17 protein-coding genes, 2 pseudogenes, 1 riboswitch and 1 other annotated feature are annotated in these 16,186 nt (G+C 35.0%); of the genes and pseudogenes, 8 read left to right on the top strand and 11 right to left on the bottom strand.

All coding sequences use genetic code 11. From position 1 onward, the window contains the following. Nucleotides 1–310 precede the first annotated feature (310 nt). Complete coding sequence (locus JFU54_RS15275) at nucleotides 311–808, top strand: DinB family protein (RefSeq protein WP_002013992.1); 498 nt, start codon at nucleotides 311–313, stop codon at nucleotides 806–808. A 426-nt stretch (nucleotides 809–1,234) separates the two neighbouring features. Here JFU54_RS15275 and JFU54_RS15270 read toward each other — a convergent pair whose 3' ends face one another. The 3 genes from JFU54_RS15270 to JFU54_RS15260 form a co-directional block, all read right to left on the bottom strand. Beyond that, a complete protein-coding gene (locus JFU54_RS15270; RefSeq protein WP_061689145.1) occupies nucleotides 1,235–1,945 on the bottom strand; it encodes a YjjG family noncanonical pyrimidine nucleotidase in 711 nt (236 codons plus the stop codon). A 158-nt stretch (nucleotides 1,946–2,103) separates the two neighbouring features. Then, nucleotides 2,104–3,135, bottom strand: a complete 1,032-nt coding sequence (locus JFU54_RS15265; RefSeq protein ID WP_201065072.1) for a tyrosine-protein phosphatase — start codon at nucleotides 3,133–3,135, stop codon at nucleotides 2,104–2,106. A 180-nt stretch (nucleotides 3,136–3,315) separates the two neighbouring features. Next, nucleotides 3,316–4,038 carry a GNAT family N-acetyltransferase gene (locus tag JFU54_RS15260; protein WP_201065070.1) on the bottom strand — a complete coding sequence of 241 codons (723 nt, stop codon included), beginning with the start codon at nucleotides 4,036–4,038 and terminating at the stop codon, nucleotides 3,316–3,318. 123 nt (nucleotides 4,039–4,161) lie between these two features. Between JFU54_RS15260 and JFU54_RS15255 the strand changes: the two genes are divergently transcribed. Both JFU54_RS15255 and JFU54_RS15250 read left to right on the top strand, forming a co-directional pair. Continuing rightward, nucleotides 4,162–5,001, top strand: a complete 840-nt coding sequence (locus JFU54_RS15255; RefSeq protein ID WP_002013997.1) for a DUF2785 domain-containing protein — start codon at nucleotides 4,162–4,164, stop codon at nucleotides 4,999–5,001. A 17-nt stretch (nucleotides 5,002–5,018) separates the two neighbouring features. After that, nucleotides 5,019–5,477, top strand: a complete 459-nt coding sequence (locus JFU54_RS15250; protein WP_201065068.1) for an NUDIX hydrolase — start codon at nucleotides 5,019–5,021, stop codon at nucleotides 5,475–5,477. Here the strand turns inward: JFU54_RS15250 and JFU54_RS15245 are convergent. Then, nucleotides 5,474–6,472: a tryptophan--tRNA ligase gene (locus tag JFU54_RS15245; protein WP_201065065.1), complete on the bottom strand. Its 999-nt coding sequence runs from the start codon at nucleotides 6,470–6,472 to the stop codon at nucleotides 5,474–5,476. The two genes, JFU54_RS15250 and JFU54_RS15245, sit on opposite strands and share 4 nt — an antisense overlap. Nucleotides 6,473–6,517: 45 nt before the next feature. Further along, nucleotides 6,518–6,725: a binding site (T-box leader), on the bottom strand. Between the two features lie 135 nt (nucleotides 6,726–6,860). Between JFU54_RS15245 and JFU54_RS15240 the strand changes: the two genes are divergently transcribed. Further along, nucleotides 6,861–8,018, top strand: a complete 1,158-nt coding sequence (locus JFU54_RS15240; RefSeq protein WP_201065062.1) for a 1-deoxy-D-xylulose-5-phosphate reductoisomerase — start codon at nucleotides 6,861–6,863, stop codon at nucleotides 8,016–8,018. A gap of 27 nt (nucleotides 8,019–8,045) precedes the next feature. Here JFU54_RS15240 and JFU54_RS15235 read toward each other — a convergent pair whose 3' ends face one another. Further along, nucleotides 8,046–9,167, bottom strand: a complete 1,122-nt coding sequence (locus JFU54_RS15235) for an AI-2E family transporter (RefSeq protein ID WP_201065059.1) — start codon at nucleotides 9,165–9,167, stop codon at nucleotides 8,046–8,048. 64 nt (nucleotides 9,168–9,231) lie between these two features. Further along, the gene (locus tag JFU54_RS15230) at nucleotides 9,232–9,480 is read right to left on the bottom strand and encodes a GlsB/YeaQ/YmgE family stress response membrane protein (protein ID WP_002033357.1); all 249 of its coding nucleotides are present in this window, start codon (nucleotides 9,478–9,480) and stop codon (nucleotides 9,232–9,234) included. Nucleotides 9,481–9,711: 231 nt separating this feature from the next. Between JFU54_RS15230 and JFU54_RS15225 the strand changes: the two genes are divergently transcribed. Further along, on the top strand, nucleotides 9,712–10,182 hold the full coding sequence (locus JFU54_RS15225) for a GNAT family N-acetyltransferase (RefSeq protein ID WP_201065056.1): 471 nt from the start codon (nucleotides 9,712–9,714) through the stop codon (nucleotides 10,180–10,182). A 28-nt stretch (nucleotides 10,183–10,210) separates the two neighbouring features. Continuing rightward, nucleotides 10,211–10,353, top strand: a riboswitch (cyclic di-AMP (ydaO/yuaA leader). 97 nt (nucleotides 10,354–10,450) lie between these two features. Further along, nucleotides 10,451–10,594 (top strand): hypothetical protein, encoded by a 144-nt coding sequence (locus JFU54_RS15220; protein ID WP_000945246.1) that lies wholly within the window; start codon nucleotides 10,451–10,453, stop codon nucleotides 10,592–10,594. 81 nt (nucleotides 10,595–10,675) lie between these two features. On the opposite strand, the pseudogene JFU54_RS15215 reads toward JFU54_RS15220, so the two are convergent. After that, nucleotides 10,676–11,398 (bottom strand): annotated as a pseudogene (locus tag JFU54_RS15215) (BclA C-terminal domain-containing protein); the annotation flags it as partial. Between the two features lie 546 nt (nucleotides 11,399–11,944). Further along, nucleotides 11,945–12,404, bottom strand: a pseudogene (locus JFU54_RS15210) (methyltransferase domain-containing protein); the annotation flags it as partial. Nucleotides 12,405–12,824: 420 nt separating this feature from the next. Between JFU54_RS15210 and JFU54_RS15205 the strand changes: the two are divergent. After that, a complete protein-coding gene (locus JFU54_RS15205) occupies nucleotides 12,825–13,262 on the top strand; it encodes a hypothetical protein (RefSeq protein ID WP_201065053.1) in 438 nt (145 codons plus the stop codon). 17 nt (nucleotides 13,263–13,279) lie between these two features. Then, entirely contained in the window at nucleotides 13,280–13,567 is a 288-nt protein-coding gene (locus JFU54_RS15200; protein ID WP_201065048.1) for a DUF3923 family protein, read from the top strand. 21 nt (nucleotides 13,568–13,588) lie between these two features. Here JFU54_RS15200 and JFU54_RS15195 read toward each other — a convergent pair whose 3' ends face one another. From JFU54_RS15195 to JFU54_RS15185, 3 genes are all read right to left on the bottom strand, one after another. Next, complete coding sequence (locus JFU54_RS15195) at nucleotides 13,589–14,140, bottom strand: DUF2179 domain-containing protein (protein ID WP_002014015.1); 552 nt, start codon at nucleotides 14,138–14,140, stop codon at nucleotides 13,589–13,591. A gap of 220 nt (nucleotides 14,141–14,360) precedes the next feature. Then, entirely contained in the window at nucleotides 14,361–14,774 is a 414-nt protein-coding gene (locus JFU54_RS15190) for an ATP synthase subunit I (RefSeq protein WP_002084378.1), read from the bottom strand. Between the two features lie 53 nt (nucleotides 14,775–14,827). Then, nucleotides 14,828–16,150 carry a hemolysin family protein gene (locus tag JFU54_RS15185; RefSeq protein WP_002137356.1) on the bottom strand — a complete coding sequence of 441 codons (1,323 nt, stop codon included), beginning with the start codon at nucleotides 16,148–16,150 and terminating at the stop codon, nucleotides 14,828–14,830. Between the last annotated feature and the right edge of the window lie 36 nt (nucleotides 16,151–16,186).

Here is a 16,186-nt window from a genome sequence, read left to right as displayed (position 1 = left end):
TTCACAATAAAATCAATTGGATAAAATTCAGGAGGGATCGGAAAAGCTAAAATCAAAAGTGGCTGATATTAACGCAGACCTGAATGTTGTCATTCGAACCTTTGATTTATCTGTTAATACATTTGTACATTAAGGTACTAATTAAATAAAAACCTACGATTTCCTGTACGTTAAGAAGTCAGTGATTCTTGCCTTATTTTACTTTCTCTTAATAGTCGTAAAGCTTCTATAATTTATTTAGTACATATAAAAAAGACGGAATCATAAAATCAGCAAATTAGAAAATAAAACAGGATGGGAGTCAGTTATTATGGAGCAATCAAATAAAGCGTTTAGCCAGGCATTAGTAAAATCGTTAAGAGGGGAACGAGGACATCTTCCCATCAAGAATGCTTTGTCGGATATAGACGTGGCGCTTGCGGGAAAACGCAGAGAGGAACTGCCTTATTCTATTTATCAATTAGTGAAACACATGACCTATTGGCAAGATTTTCTCTTATTATCCGCTCAGGGGAAGAAGCCTGCATTGCCTGCCCATGTAAAAGAGAGCTGGCCTGAAGAAGAATGCCCTGGCAGTGAGGAAGAGTGGCAACAGATTATTCAGTATTTTCTTCAAGGGATTGAACAGGCATGCACGATCGCCCAAACTGTTCAATTGGACAAAACATTGGAGGAATGGCCTGGTGAAACCCCTGGCGGTGTTCTACGGAATATTGCATCTCATAACTCCTACCATTTAGGAGAAATTGTGCTGATTCGCAGATTATTTAGTGCTTGGCCACCGCCAACAGGCGGATATCCGGTCTAAACAAGGAAAGGGGTCCACCCCATGCCCATTAACTTAAGATTTTAAATTACACCCAAAACGAAATTTTTACCACTTTACAGTTATTTATGAGAATTAAATTCATTTTTTTCATTACTGGGGAACAAACATTTTTTAAACTTGATGGAGATAGGGTATAAAAATACAAATTTCATCTCCGAAAAAAATAAAAAAACGATTGCTTGGATCCTAAGAGGCAATCGTTTTTTTTAGCTGTTTGTAATGACCAATTACAAACAGCTAAATATATTATTTAGTGTTATTTCTGTTTTCTTTCAGTAAAATTATTTTGACTTGGTACCATCTTTTTTTGTTCCATATCATAGTATATGAACTTATATGAACGATTTTTCAAATATATCTACCGTAACTTAATATATATCAACTAATCGAAAAATCTTAACTCTATTAAAATGAAGCTACCTTTTCTTCCGCCACTTCCGCAATTTCTAAAATTTGTAGCAGGTTCTCCACTTCATAGGTCGGCTTAACGCCTGCCGTATTTTCTTTCAGACTCGGATTATACCAACACGTATCAATACCGTAATCTTCTCCGCCTTTCATATCAGAAGTTAGCGAATCTCCAACCATTAGTACACTTGATTTATCCGTAATCCCAAACTTCTCAAAAGCATAATCAAAAATCTCACGCGCTGGTTTTTGATGGCCGACTTCTTCAGAAATAATAATATGATCAAAGAAGTTACATAAAGGGGAATTTCCAATTCTAGATTGTTGCACTTTTGTATATCCATTCGTAATGATACCTAACTTGCAATCTTGAAGGTTCTCACATAATTGCACTGCACCATCTATAAGATGTACTTCTTTTCCTAAGTTTTCAAGGTATACGTCACTAAAATGCTGCGCGTCTACTTCTAGAGTATGAAGAGCAAATAATTGTCTAAATCGATCTACCGCTAATTCACTTAGCGTAATCATTTTATTCTCTAAATCTCTCCATAATCCATTACTAATCTCTTTATAACTTGCAAGATAATCATTATACCCTGTAGGCATGCCAAATTGTACAAACGCGTTATGTAATGCGTTTCTTTCTGTTTCAGGGAAATCTAATAATGTATCGTCTACGTCGAATAGTATTACTTTGTATTTCATGATGTTCGCCTCAATTCCTATTTTCTCATAGCTTAATTATAGCAACAATAATAAAAGGAGGCTAATCCAATCAGCCTCCCTCCTCATTATTTATCCCGCATTAACGGGCAGTCCGATTGGTGAAGGCTAATAATCAGTGGGGATGCCCCCCCCACTGATTAAAGTTTCACTTTATCCTCTAGCAATAACACTTTCATTTCCTCTAACGATTCTTTCGTAAAGCCAAGAGCTTTTTCAGCGTATGCTTCGACTGATCCGTATTGCTTTTTAACTTCATCAATCGCAGCTTGTAAATATTCAGCACGAGCTTCAAACATCGCACCTAATATTGCTCTACTTTCGTCGTTCTGTAATTTCGCACCTAACAAGGCCATCATTTTTTCATTTAACTTTTCACGGAAACCGTTACTTAGTAAGTAGTCTTCCATTACTGTTTTTTCCGGTACACCTAGTAAAAGTAATAATAATGCTGAGCCAAATCCTGTACGGTCTTTTCCAGCTGTACAGTGGTTTACTAACGGTAAGTTTTCCGGGTTTTGTGCTAAGTTTAAGAAGCTCACGAATGCTTCATTACCACTTACGAAATCTTGATTCATTTTCACAAGATACTCGCCTGGTTTCCCTAACATAGAAAGGTCACCAACTTGGAAAAATTCATTTATATTCAAGTCTTTCGCCAAGTCTTGCATAACTGGTAAGCACACTTGACGAGCACCTGTAACACTTGGGTTCGGCTTATGCTTCACTTCAAAATCTGTACGGTAATCACAAATTAACTTTAAACCCGACTTCTGTAAATACTCGATATCCCATTCTGTTAATCCTGCTAATTCTTCAGAACGATACAATTTACCCCATTTTACTTTACGGCCTTCAGTCGTTTCATATCCTCCCATATCACGGAAGTTAAACGCACCTTGTAATGGTAATCTACGCTCAGCTACTGTGACTGCTTGTCCATTACTTCCTACTAACCTAAAATATGGACGCTCATTTTCACTCGGGTTTTCAATTGTACATGCTGAATCCCCACTTACTGTTACAAGTAATTCTCCATTTTCTTCAATATGATCTGGTGAAGTACTCCAATAAATACGAACTTCTTCTATATTATTTTCCCACTTTATATGTAACGTATTATCTTCATTTCGTTCTACAGTTGCTTGTAGCCAATTTCTTTGTTGCTTCATACTTTCACCAACGCTTTCTTCGTATAGTCTAATCCTTCTCTATTGTATTATAGGAACGCTTACTTTGTCGTTTCGATTTTTCTTTTTATCTTACAAACATGCAAAAAGTTCTTTTACTTGTTCATAAGTTGTACACGGATTCCCGCTAAATGAGTTCGAGAGAGTAAGCCATCCATCCTTCTAAAACCTTCTCACATATCGCTCAGTAGAGCTCAGCTGCTGACATCCGTTCTTTTCAAAGACATCCTTCATCCACTCGTTTTGTACATTTGTCTCGCCAATATAATAAGATGCGCCTATTTCTTTTAAGACAAACATTGCCCCTGTAAAGAATGCTGCTTCATACCCTTTATTTCGCATATTTGGAGCGACTGCGAAATACATAAGTTTTCCTTCTTCTAACGTACCTCTTTCAATATGCGGGATTACAATTCCTATTGGCTCTTCATCGATACTTGCTGTTAAACAATGTTCTTTCCATTGCCCACCTATTTCTTGTAGCATCGTATTTACAAATTGATCATAATCGATTTGTTCTCCCGTCACTTCATTCCACAGTGAATAAAAAGCGGCTTCGCCTATCTCTTCAATAAGCTTAAAATCAATTTCACTTTCTATATCTTCTACTTCATATATATCCTTAAATACAATCATGTTTTCAGTAATATATTCAAATGAATACGTTTCGAAACACTTCTTATACACATCATAATTTGGGCTTTTTGAAGAAATTTCAAATTGCAATTCTTCTATTCCATCTTTTTCAGCTTCAGCAACGCAATATTGCATTATCTCTTCTAATTGCTCTTCTGTAAAAACCTCTGCATCATTTTCTTTTATCATGATAGAAGAAGCATTTCTTCTTATTTTAAAATGTTTTTCTAACTGTTCTATAGTCATCATATACTTCCCTCATCTATGTCATACTCGAATTTCTACTTGTTCTCCTTGCATGAGCAGGATTGTCCTTGAATATATAGAATACTAGAAAACATCGCATCTTTAAAGTGCGGAGGAGGTTCTCCATTGGATATTACAGCGCTGCAACAACAGTTAGAGCTTATACAACAAAATGACTATACGCAACTGCAACATATAGATATTAATGAGTTAACGCTCAATATGCTTCAGTATATCGGAACAACTGATAGTTACGTTCGTTACCAACTTATATATAAATGTTTTGCACATTTCATTCATCATGAATTCCTTATGGATGATCAGTTGAAATTACTTCTACAAACTTGTTTAAGTGATGAGTATTTATATTGTGACATTCACTCCCCACTTACAGATGGGGTTTTCACACGTTCTTATACTGTTTCGTTACTTGCATTAATACTCCAATTCGCTAACTCGCACTACTTTTTTACAGAGGAGGATATCGAAGAAATAAAAAACAAACTCATTACATACACAAACTTAGAAATGGATTTTCGAGGCTATATTGAAAATAAAGGATGGGCTCATTGTCTTGCCCACGTATCTGATGCCTTTTCTGAAATTGTTCACAATTCCTATACGACCTTTGAATGGTACGAGGAATTAATTCATTGTTTATTAAATAAAATTTTCATTCCATCGGATCTTTTTCATAATAATGAAGATGAACGAATTGTTACACCGTTACTATCTATGCTATATCATGACTTCCCGCAAGATGAGTTAATTTCAATTATTTATAAAAAAATAAAAAGGCTTCCTCAAATTAGAAAACGCCTTTCCCTTAATGAGTATTGTATTTTATGCGCAAACATTAAAATCTTTTTACGCACATTATTTTTTAGAACAAAAGATGATCATAACTTAGCATTTACAGCACGTAAAACAGAAAAAATGTTAAAAGAACTGCCTAATTATTATTAAATATAAGGAGAAGAATTATGGGCTATATTGAAGACATGAGAAATCTAGTAGGAAATCATCCACTCATTTTAATCGGATCACACGCCATTATATTAAATGAGAAAAATGAAATATTATTGCAGCTCCGTACAGATTTTAATCGCTGGGGCATTATTGGTGGCGCCTTAGAATATAACGAAACGTTAGAAGACGCTTTACAACGAGAAGTATATGAAGAAACTGGACTTATCATTAAAAATCCAGAACTATTCCGTACATACTCAGGACCTGATTTCTTTCAAATCTATCCAAACGGCGATCAAGTACATGGTGTACTCGCTGTTTATATTTGCCGAGAATTCCACGGTGAGCTTGTATGCAATCAAACGGAATCGAAAGAACTGCGCTTCTTTTCACTTGATGAATTACCTAGTAATCTCCCTCCTGTTATTGATAGGATTATTACAGATTACCAGCAAAAACAAGGGAACGCTTAACGTTCCCTCTCAAATCCAATCCGTTTTTTTATTTCCGCTAAATTCACCTTCGCAATAGCTCGTGCCTTTTCCGCACCTTTTTCTAACGCCTCATATAATAAATAAGGCTCATTCATATACTTAACGTATTTTTCGCGAGAATCCGCTAACTCACTGTCTACAACGCGGAATAACTCTTTTTTCACATCTCCCCAACCAATTCCGGTCTCATACTTTTCACGCATCGACTGAATTTCATCCTCTTCCGCAAACTCTTTATAAATCATAAATAACGTTTCAAGTTCTTTCGGTTCATTTGGAAGTGACGAATCGGTTTTGATTTTAAAAATGAGCTTTCGGAGTTTTTCTTTCTCTACAAATAATGGGATAACATTCCCGTAACTTTTACTCATCTTTCTTCCATCAAGACCAGGTAAAATCGCTCCTTCTTCTTGTATCACATACTCAGGAAGTGTAAATGTCATGCCAAATGTATGATTAAAATACGTCGCAATATCACGCGCAATTTCAATATGCTGAATTTGGTCTTTTCCAACTGGTACATGAGTAGCTTGAAATAATAATATATCAGCCGCCATTAAAATCGGATACGTATATAATCCCATATTCACACCTGCATCAATTTCTAATCCCGCTTCTTTATTTTGCTCTACCTTCGCCTTATACGCATGGGCACGGTTCATAAGACCTTTCGGAGTTAGACAAGCTAATATCCAAGCTAATTCTAAAATTTCCGGCACTTCCGTTTGTCGATAAAAAATAACATCTTCGCTAAGTCCAAGTGATAACCAAGTAGCTGCTACCTCTTTCGTATAACTACTGAACTTCTCTGGATCATGCACTGCATTTAACGCATGATAATCAGCTATAAAGTACAATGCTTTTCCTTCATTATTTTTTGACATTTGCAATGCAGGTTTAATTGCACCAATATAATTTCCTAAATGCGGATAACCTGTCGGCTTAATTCCTGTTAACATAATTTTCTCGCTCATCCTAACTCCTCCTTTCTCAAAATAAAAAGAGCCCCTCATCCTTAAAAAAAGGACGAGAAACTCCCGCGGTACCACCTTTATTAGCTATCATTATAGCTCACTTCAACTTCTTAACGTGAAGTAACCGTCTTTACCTACTCATTTCAGTAAGAAGCTCCAGAGCCCATTCCATATTCATCTCTTACTGATTCCCACCACATATCAGCTCTCTGAAAAGTTTTGAATATGTACTCTTCTCTTTCATTGCTTTTTCGTTTTTTACAGTTTATCACATTCCCTTTCCAATTAAACCCTAATTTTCTGTTTTATATAGCAGGAATTTCCACCTTAATTGTCTAATAATATATAGGTTTGCAGAAATACTCGAAACAACTTTGGAGGTTTTTTTATGGTAAAATATATATCCATTTTAGGTTCAACAGGATCCATTGGAACATCTGCATTAGATGTCGTTTCCGCTCATCCTGAACATTTTAAAATCGTCGGTTTAACCGCAAATTATAATATCAATCTTCTCGAAAAACAAATCGAATCTTTTCAGCCTCGTATTGTAAGCGTAGCGACAAAAGAATTAGCGGACACATTACGTTCTCGTATTTCAACAAATACAAAAATTACATATGGAACTGATGGCTTAATTGAAGTATCTACCCATCCTGATACAAATCTTGTATTAAGTTCAGTTGTCGGTGTTTCAGGTTTACTCCCAACAATTGAAGCATTAAAGGCGAAGAAAGATATCGCTATCGCTAACAAAGAAACTTTAGTTGCAGCTGGACATATCGTCACCGAACTAGCGAAACAAAACGGATGCCGCCTAATTCCAGTTGATAGTGAACATTCAGCCATTTTCCAATGTTTAAATGGGGAAAATAATAAGGAAATCGAAAAATTAATTGTTACAGCTTCTGGCGGCGCTTTTCGTGATAAAACACGTGAAGAAATGAAAACATTACAAGCGAAGGATGCTTTAAAACACCCAAACTGGTTAATGGGCGCAAAACTAACGATAGATTCTGCCACGTTAATGAATAAAGGGTTTGAAGTGATAGAAGCTAAGTGGCTATTCGATATTCCTTATGAAAAAATTGATGTTATGATTCATAAAGAAAGTATCATTCACTCTTTAGTGGAATTTATTGATGGATCAGTCATGGCACAGCTCGGTGCTCCTGATATGAGAATGCCGATTCAATATGCGTTTCACTACCCTACTCGACTACCTTCATCCTATGAAAAATTAAATTTATTAGAAATTGGTAGTTTGCATTTTGAAAAACCAAATTTAGAGAAGTTCCCCTGTCTACAATATGCATTTGAATGTGGAAAAATTGGCGGTACAACTCCAGCCGTATTAAATGCAGCAAATGAAATTGCAAATGCACTATTTCTTAAAAATGAAATTGCATTTTTCGATATTGAGAAAACAATTTACAAAACCGTTGAGGCTCATCATAACGTAAAAGATCCTTCTTTAGATGCTATATTAGAAGCTGATCAATGGGCACGCCAATATGCAAATGAATTGTTAATGAAAAAGAGCTAAAACAGATTTATCTGTTTTAGCTCTTTTTTACGTATTCAACTTAACAAATCTATAACTATGCGTAACTAACACTTTTAATATCGCATATCCTGGAATTGCCAAAATAATCCCCATAATTCCAAATAAATTTCCAGCAGTTAAAATAATAAAAATGATAGTAATTGGATGAATGTCTAACTTTTTGCCCATTACTTGTGGTGAAATAAATTTCCCCTCTGCTAATTGTACAACCATCATGACAATAATTACTTTTAAAATCATTGCTGGCGAGTCAATAAAAGCGATAATTAACGCTGGCGTTATAGCGATAATTGGCCCTACATACGGAACAATGTTTACAATCATCGCCAAAATAGCAAGTAATACAGCGTATTTAATGCCGATTATTAGATAACCAATGAATAGCATAATACCGATAAATAAACTAACAATAATTTGTCCTCTAATATACGAACTAATCGCATAATGCATATCATCTAGTATTCTCTTCGCAGCTGGTTGTCTTTGCTCAGATATAAACTTTAAAAAATGATTCGGTAATTGCTCACCATCTTTTAAAAGATAGAACAAAATAAATGGAACCATTACAAATGTTAAAACAACTTCAGTAATTGTACTTAAAAATCCAGTTACATTTCCTGTTACTGATGATAGTGATTTTGTAAAGTTCATTGTAGAATCTTTTACGATATTAGCAAAATCAATATTTAAACTTTCCTGCATTCTACCAATTACATTACTTTCTCCAAATTTACGTGCTGCCCTTTCGATTTCATGCCCGAAATATGGCAAGTTATCTATTAAAGCATTTACTTGATCTTTAATAATTGGAATAACCGTGACCGCAAGAAAAACAAATAATCCAAGAACAATTATATATATCGAGGCAATTGACACAATTCTCGACACACCTTTTCTTTCTAAAAGAGAAACGAATGGATGCAATATATAAAATAGTACTCCCGCTAATAATACTGGGAAAAAGATTGTTTTTAAAAATACGACGAACGGTGTAAAGACGAATGATATTTTTGTAAGTAATAATATATTTACAAACAGCAACGCGAATCCAAGTAGTACAGCTAAATAATTTTGTTCTTTAAAAAACTTTTTCAACTTATCTCTTTTTCTTATATTTACTTTCTCCAAGTGTACCACCTCTCTAATTAGGAAAAGCCCTAAAAGGGCTTTATAAAACAATCAGTAATAGCCTTTATTTTCTTGCAGCTTTTACTACAAATGATACAATAAGAATTAACACAATTGCACCTAATAATGCTGGCACGACATGAATCCCACCAAATGATGGCCCAAAAGATCCAAATAATCTACTACCTAACCAAGCTCCTAGTAAACCAGCAATTATATTTCCAAACATACCAGCTGGAAAATTTTTACCCGTTATAGAACTAGCAATTATACCTATAATAGCACCAACTATTAATGTAATAATCCATCCCATTTTTAGTCCCTCATTTCTATTATAGTTTGTATTATCAAATACAAGAGTAGCTAAACTCTTATATAAGATTACGTATTTATCTACGCTAACCATATCCTACTATAGAAATATACCTACGAACATTTTATGTATGGAGATACATATATTATATGCAAAAAAGAAAAAAATTGTCAAACTTACCCACAAATCAATTATATTAATATATCATATTTAAAGGAGGCGTTATTATCTATGATTCATAAATTACTTCCCACTTCTTATGAAGTAGCAACATCCATTTTAAAGGTTCAAATTCCAGCTTATAAAATTGAAGCAGACTTTTTAAACAGTACTGCAATACCTCGTTTATATGATACTGTAAACGATATTCAAAATTGTGATGAAACATTCTATGGATATTTCTCTGAAAATAAACTCGTCGGCTTTATTTCTTTTATACAAGAAGAAGAACTAATCGATATCCACAGATTAGTTGTATCGCCCGATTTTTTTCAAAAAGGAATCGCAACGAAACTGCTACTTTATATATTTAACATGTTCTCGTCTTCAATGACATACATTGTACAAACAGGTAAAGCCAATACTCCAGCTCTCGCATTATATAAAAAACACAGCTTCATTGAAGTAACAGATACAACACTACCTGATGGCATGATTCTTACGCAACTTAAAAGACAGAAAACACAAAAAAGTTTGACTTAATTATTTATTTATGTTATTTTTTACTTTATACAACCTTTTGCTGAGTCCAAATTTTGGAGCGGGGGAACCATTTTTGTAGCTATGCTACTTGGGGCGAATCTTTTTCAAGTAGGGAAACTCTCACTTCCCGAGTCCGACAGCTAACCTCGTAAGCGTAATGGGAGAGGAAGGTGCTTTTTGCCTATGTTACACACTTTGCCTCCTTAGTTATAAATATGGAATCGATATCAATCAGAAAACTATATTTATAGAAAAGGAGACTGGTACAATGTTACGTTTATCAGATCACGCAATAAAAATGATGGAGCAAAGACTTCGACTCGAACAACACCGCACATATCAAGCAAATAAAGTTGTAGATAACTTACATCACAAATACTTTTTTCAGCATATTTTTCAACCGAAGAGATAAAGAAAATGTTTATTTAATATTAAAAAACACAAGGTGTGTCTGTAAAGACATTCCTTGTGTTTTTTATATTCCCTATACTTTTTATAATATCCTCAACACATTTAAACTTGCTGTAATCGTGCCTGCTATAGTGGTCACATGCCCAACACCTAATGGACCATTTTGTAATATTAACGTTGAATTTGCGCTCGCTACATTCACAAGAAGTGTATTTGAAATAGCTGGTTCGATTACTACAGTTGATGTCGTTACATTTTGTATAAAACTCCCTGTTACTTGAGTTCCATTTAATAGCAATCTGACAGATACTGTCTCATTCCCACCACTTGCATCCCCTTGGAAATAGTAGCTTACTAAATATATTCCTGGTGTGGATACTGTGACAGTTGTAGCACTAGTTAAAGATACACCAGTTCCATATACAGTAGATCCTGAATTAATTGGAATTTTGGCATTTGCTGCAATTGTACTTGTTGATGTAGAAAAGAAATACCCACCACCTGTTGATATAGCAGATAATCCAGTTGCTTCGGTTGAGACGGTTAGGCCAGTCGCACCTGTTGAGCCAGTCGATCCGCTCACTCCTTGTGGACCTTGCACTCCTTGAATTCCTTGAGAACCTGTTACTCCAGTTGCCCCGGTTGCTCAGGTTGCTCCCGTGGCACCTTGTGGACCTTGAATACCTTGAGGACCTTGTGGACCCATTGCCCCTCTAGGACCGGTGATGCCTGGAGGACCGACTGGACCTTCATGGCCTCCAGTTGGTCCAGTCGGTCCACTGTTACCAGCTGGTCCAATTGCTCCCACAAGCGGAAGAGGCAGTGCCACTCCGAATTTTTTGCACTTTCTATGATGACGCACAACAATCCCCCTTCCCCAAAATAATTACACTTTTTATATGAAATGCATTTTTATATGAAAAGTACATCTTTGACCTCATTTTTGTGAACTACTCGCCACTTAGCAAAGCTTGAAGTGGGAGCTTCTCAGTTCCACGACGAAAGTACCCTTTCGTCTCCCTGAGCGTTACTTCGGGGTGTTCCACCCCTAGATGTCCAACGCTTGGACGCTCTTTTGGTACGGTTGATATTTTACGCAGGAACCGAATGGCTTGGTTTTCGCACTCTATTTTCTTCCTGCAACCTCATATATCAAGTTATCAAAGAACTTCATATAGCTAGTTTATCAAAAGTTTTTGGCTATGCCAAACCGAAATTCATCTCCCACCTACCGTTGGGCTACGCCCTTCACACGCTTGAGGAAGGAGAATTCTTTCGGGGAATTCGTTAAAAATAAAGAAGCCTATCATTTCATTTATTTGAAATGATAGGCTTCTTTTTATAAAGCATTTTACTTCCTCGCCTTAATAATAAAAGTAGTTGGCACCATTCTAGCTTTATATAAAGAATAATATTTCGTAGAAGGTGTAGCTACTTCTTCATCAAATACACGAGACGGTTCAGGCTCTTCTATTCTCTCAATTGTAAATCCCACTCTATTTAAACTCATTTATGTATGTACTTATTTTTCTCTTATATAATGTCGCTTGTACATTTTCTCCTTTAAATGTTTCAAACGTAATAGGAGTTTCCTCATGATAAGAAGACTTAAAAGCAATTTCTTCTGTACCATACTGTAAATTTGAATATACCGGATGCTCCCAACTAAAAACAAAGCTTCCTCCTGGCTTTACATATGAATGAATCAGTTCCAACGTTTTTCCTAAATCTGAAGTCCAACCTAATGCATAAATGGAATATACAATATCAAAATACCCTTTCGGAATATCCACTTCCTCTTCCATTGCTTCCTCATATTCATTTTGTTCAAACATTTCAATTGCCTTCTCGTTAATGTTCAAGTAACTACCTCCGAAGTGAATGAATTCATCTATTCCCTATCATCATTTTAATATGTAAAAATTGTAATTTCTATAAAAATAAGATTGCTTCGTATTAAGCTCTTTCTCCTGTCTACATTTCATCATATATTTGGATATCCAATTCGTAATGATTTTATCAACACCGCTTTGTAAAGAACATAAATACCTACTGTAAAATACTGATTCTCAACAATAAGTAAACTTTTCAACCTCCCTTAAATTGGATATATAACCTATTTTAATTTACATATTATGGTACAATAAAAAAAGTGCTAGCTAAACATTTACGTTCCACACTAGCAGTCTAGCAATACCAAGATCAAAAATCACTTGAAATTGGGGGATGTTATGAAAAAGAAATTAATTGTTCTTCTATTCATCGGAATCATTTTATCCGGATGTTCAACTATAGTAGAAAATTCTTTAGAAACCGGAAGCGGTAGTATTGAATTATTAACACCAACGATTACAACAAAAGATAATGAATTAGAAATTAAGACTGAAGGTATTGATGAAAATAAAGTAACTTTTATTTATGTTGCCAATAAAAAAGTATTGGAACAAAAAATAAATAATGGTGAATCCTACAAACTTAACATTAAAGATATCGAGCACGCTCATAGGACAGACTACAAGCCAAAAGTTCAACTTTTGCAAACGAAAGATGATAACGAAGATGGAGACATGGCAACCTTTAAACAAGTTAGATATACAGTTAAAAAAAGTAGTTTTATAGTTATTTCATTTAAATATAACAACCGGAAATATACTTTTAACAGAGGGTAAATATAAGAGGTGCTAGCATGAAAGGCAGATGGATTTATTGGTGGATTGGTAACATATTTTGGATTATAACTTTCGGGATATTGGCAGCTATCATTTGGCTAAGAGTGGTTGATGGGACCGGCGTTACTCAAACACCTGAGCTGAAATTAATAACATTTATCGTTTTATTAATTGCATTTATATTACCACTAATTATTCAAGTTGTATGGTTAATTGTTAATCTGAGAAAAAGCAGAAAAAAGAGAGGAATCTTTTTCAATATAGATTCCTCTCTTTTTTCTATGGGGATTATGCCGTGCTTTTAAAGCTGCACTACTCCCTTTTCTTTACGATGCATGTTCATCTTTCTTCTTCTTCAACAATGCTCTCTTTTTCATCGCCTTCGTTAAATATCCACCTTTAAACGAACGGATTTCATAAGAAGACATAAACGCTTTCGGTGCAATTTCATTAATAATTTCTAACAGTTCTTTTTCTCTAGAACGCTTTGCAACGATATCTAAGCGATAACGTATAGAATTTATTCCTTCACCTTCAAATACTGTAACGCCAAATCCAAAATGGCGTAATTCATTTACTAATTCATTACAACGGTCTAGCAAACTAACTTGATACGTAATATATCCAATTGCTAATTTATTTTCTATATAACCGCCTAATAATAGTCCCGCACTAAAGCCGATGACATAGGCAACAATGTTCATCCAATTTGATAAATCTTGAAACACAATACCTAAACTGACAATATAAATTGCTCCTTCTAACAATCCTACACCTGCAGCGGATCTTGTTTGATTCTTTACAAGCAAAATCGTACGGATTGTTAAAGTTGGAACGTAAATAATTTGAAGCACAAAAATAAGTAAAGCTTGTAACATTGGTATCCACCTCTTTCGCAAATTCTTTTGTCATGATAACATACATAAGCTTTAGAAATCGATGGGTTTTTTAATTTTTTTTAATTTTTTTTCATACTATTGAAATGCCCCAAAAATAAGCGTATTATGTTTGGCATAAATTCGATAAGTACCAGTAAATCATTCGTATTATATCATTTATTTTTAAACGCAAAAAAGGAACCTGATTAGGTCCCTTTCATCAGAGTTCTATGTTTTTCGAAGCATTTTCCTTTTGCTTCTCTTCTTCTTTTACTAGCTGCATATTTGCATAGGCTAAATTCGCAATCATTAAAAAGTGTCCACCCAATATTCCAGTACCGAATGCCCACATTTCCATTTCATGCTCAATTTCAAACATAATGATAGCCCCTAATATTGCGGCTGCAAATCGGTTTAGGACTCCTAATCCAGGAGCCTTTTCTTTCATCACGATACTTCTTCCTAATTTCTCCACTCTGCGAGCTAATAGCCAAAGACAATATGCGCTAACTGCTAAACCGATACCGAACCCTGTCACTTGTTTCCCAAACGGAGTAACCGCCCACATTAGTAGTAAACCACTAAAGATCGTATACAATTGTAATCGATATACACGTAAGGCTACTTGAATCAAAATATCCGCTCCTAATTTCACATTTTATTATGTGTCAGAAGAAAAGCAGCAACTTACACAGTTGCTGCTTTCTCTTGTTCTTGTTCCATTTTTTGAATTTCAACACGTTTAATTTGATAAGCATCTTTTTCTAATACTTTAAATTCATAGCCTTCTGCTTCAACGTATTGTCCTTCTTCGATTTCATGATTTTGCATCATAATCCATCCACCGATTGTATCCACATCGTCTTCTTCAATGTGTAATCCAAACAAATCTTTTACTTCTGAGATAAGCACTTTTCCATCAACAATTTTATGATACTCGTTCACATGTTGAATTGGTGGTGCTTCATCTTCATCATATTCATCACGAATTTCGCCGACGATTTCCTCCAATATATCTTCAAGCGTTACAATTCCAGCTGTTCCTCCGTACTCATCATATAAAACAGCCATTGGAATTCGCTTCTTCTGCATTTGCAGTAATAAATCATGAATTGGAGTCGTTTCCATAACTTCAATAATCGGACGCATATACGTGCGAATCGATGATAAATCTTCTTGATCGTTGTTCATATATCGAATAAAGAAATCTTTTACGTTGACCATACCGATAATATCATCTTTATCTTCTCCAAAAATCGGATAACGTGTGTATCGTTCATTTTGGATTACTTTCATGTGTTCTTCTACTGAATCTTCAAGATAGAAACCAACGATTTCTGTACGCGGTACCATGATTTCTTTCGCAATGCGATTATCAAATTCAAAGATATTATTTACATACTTGTATTCAGCTTGATTAATTTCGCCACTTTCATAGCTATCCGAAAGAATAAGACGTAATTCTTCTTCTGTATGAGCTACTTCATGTTCAGAAGCTGGTTTCAAACCGAATAAACCAGTTATAACACGAGCTGAACCGTTCAATACCCAAATAAATGGATACATGATTTTATAGAACATCATTAACGGAGTTGCCAATAACAACGTTACTTTTTCAGCCTTTTGAATTGCCAGCGTTTTCGGAGCTAATTCCCCTACTACAACGTGTAAATATGTCATTAGCATAAAAGCAAGACCAAAAGTTAATACTGATGAAATAGAAGGATTTATGTTCCATTTCTCAAATAACGGGTGTAATAACTTTTCGATTGTCGGTTCACCTAACCAACCTAATCCCATAGCTGTAACTGTAATACCTAATTGACAAGCAGATAAATATTCATCTAAATTTGTTGTTACCTTTTTCGCTGCTAAAGCACCGCGTTTCCCTTCCGCAACAAGCTGATCAATACGACTTGAACGTACTTTTACAATCGCAAACTCTGCTGCTACGAAAAATCCAGTAAATGCGATTAAAATCGCAACCATGACTAAATTAAATATTTCCAATGAATCCCCTTAGTTAAAAAACTAAGGTGTCCACCT

Source organism: Bacillus sp. TH19 (assembly GCF_016651075.1).
GTDB lineage: Bacteria > Bacillota > Bacilli > Bacillales > Bacillaceae_G > Bacillus_A > Bacillus_A mycoides.
The sequence above is the reverse complement of the archived record's forward strand: the minus strand, read 5'-3'. Positions and strand labels throughout refer to the sequence as shown.

Excerpts from the sequence above, each read along its gene's own strand:
- JFU54_RS15250 (WP_201065068.1), top strand. The coding sequence starts at position 5,019 with ATGGGCTATATTGAAGACATGAGAAATCTAGTAGGAAATCATCCACTC.
- JFU54_RS15265 (WP_201065072.1), bottom strand. The coding sequence starts at position 3,135 with ATGAAGCAACAAAGAAATTGGCTACAAGCAACTGTAGAACGAAATGAA.
- JFU54_RS15240 (WP_201065062.1), top strand. The coding sequence starts at position 6,861 with ATGGTAAAATATATATCCATTTTAGGTTCAACAGGATCCATTGGAACA.
- JFU54_RS15220 (WP_000945246.1), top strand. The coding sequence starts at position 10,451 with ATGTTACGTTTATCAGATCACGCAATAAAAATGATGGAGCAAAGACTT.
- JFU54_RS15200 (WP_201065048.1), top strand. The coding sequence starts at position 13,280 with ATGAAAGGCAGATGGATTTATTGGTGGATTGGTAACATATTTTGGATT.
- JFU54_RS15270 (WP_061689145.1), bottom strand. The coding sequence starts at position 1,945 with ATGAAATACAAAGTAATACTATTCGACGTAGACGATACATTATTAGAT.
- JFU54_RS15225 (WP_201065056.1), top strand. The coding sequence starts at position 9,712 with ATGATTCATAAATTACTTCCCACTTCTTATGAAGTAGCAACATCCATT.
- JFU54_RS15195 (WP_002014015.1), bottom strand. The coding sequence starts at position 14,140 with ATGTTACAAGCTTTACTTATTTTTGTGCTTCAAATTATTTACGTTCCA.
- JFU54_RS15230 (WP_002033357.1), bottom strand. The coding sequence starts at position 9,480 with ATGGGATGGATTATTACATTAATAGTTGGTGCTATTATAGGTATAATT.
- JFU54_RS15260 (WP_201065070.1), bottom strand. The coding sequence starts at position 4,038 with ATGATGACTATAGAACAGTTAGAAAAACATTTTAAAATAAGAAGAAAT.
- JFU54_RS15275 (WP_002013992.1), top strand. The coding sequence starts at position 311 with ATGGAGCAATCAAATAAAGCGTTTAGCCAGGCATTAGTAAAATCGTTA.
- JFU54_RS15205 (WP_201065053.1), top strand. The coding sequence starts at position 12,825 with ATGAAAAAGAAATTAATTGTTCTTCTATTCATCGGAATCATTTTATCC.
- JFU54_RS15245 (WP_201065065.1), bottom strand. The coding sequence starts at position 6,472 with ATGAGCGAGAAAATTATGTTAACAGGAATTAAGCCGACAGGTTATCCG.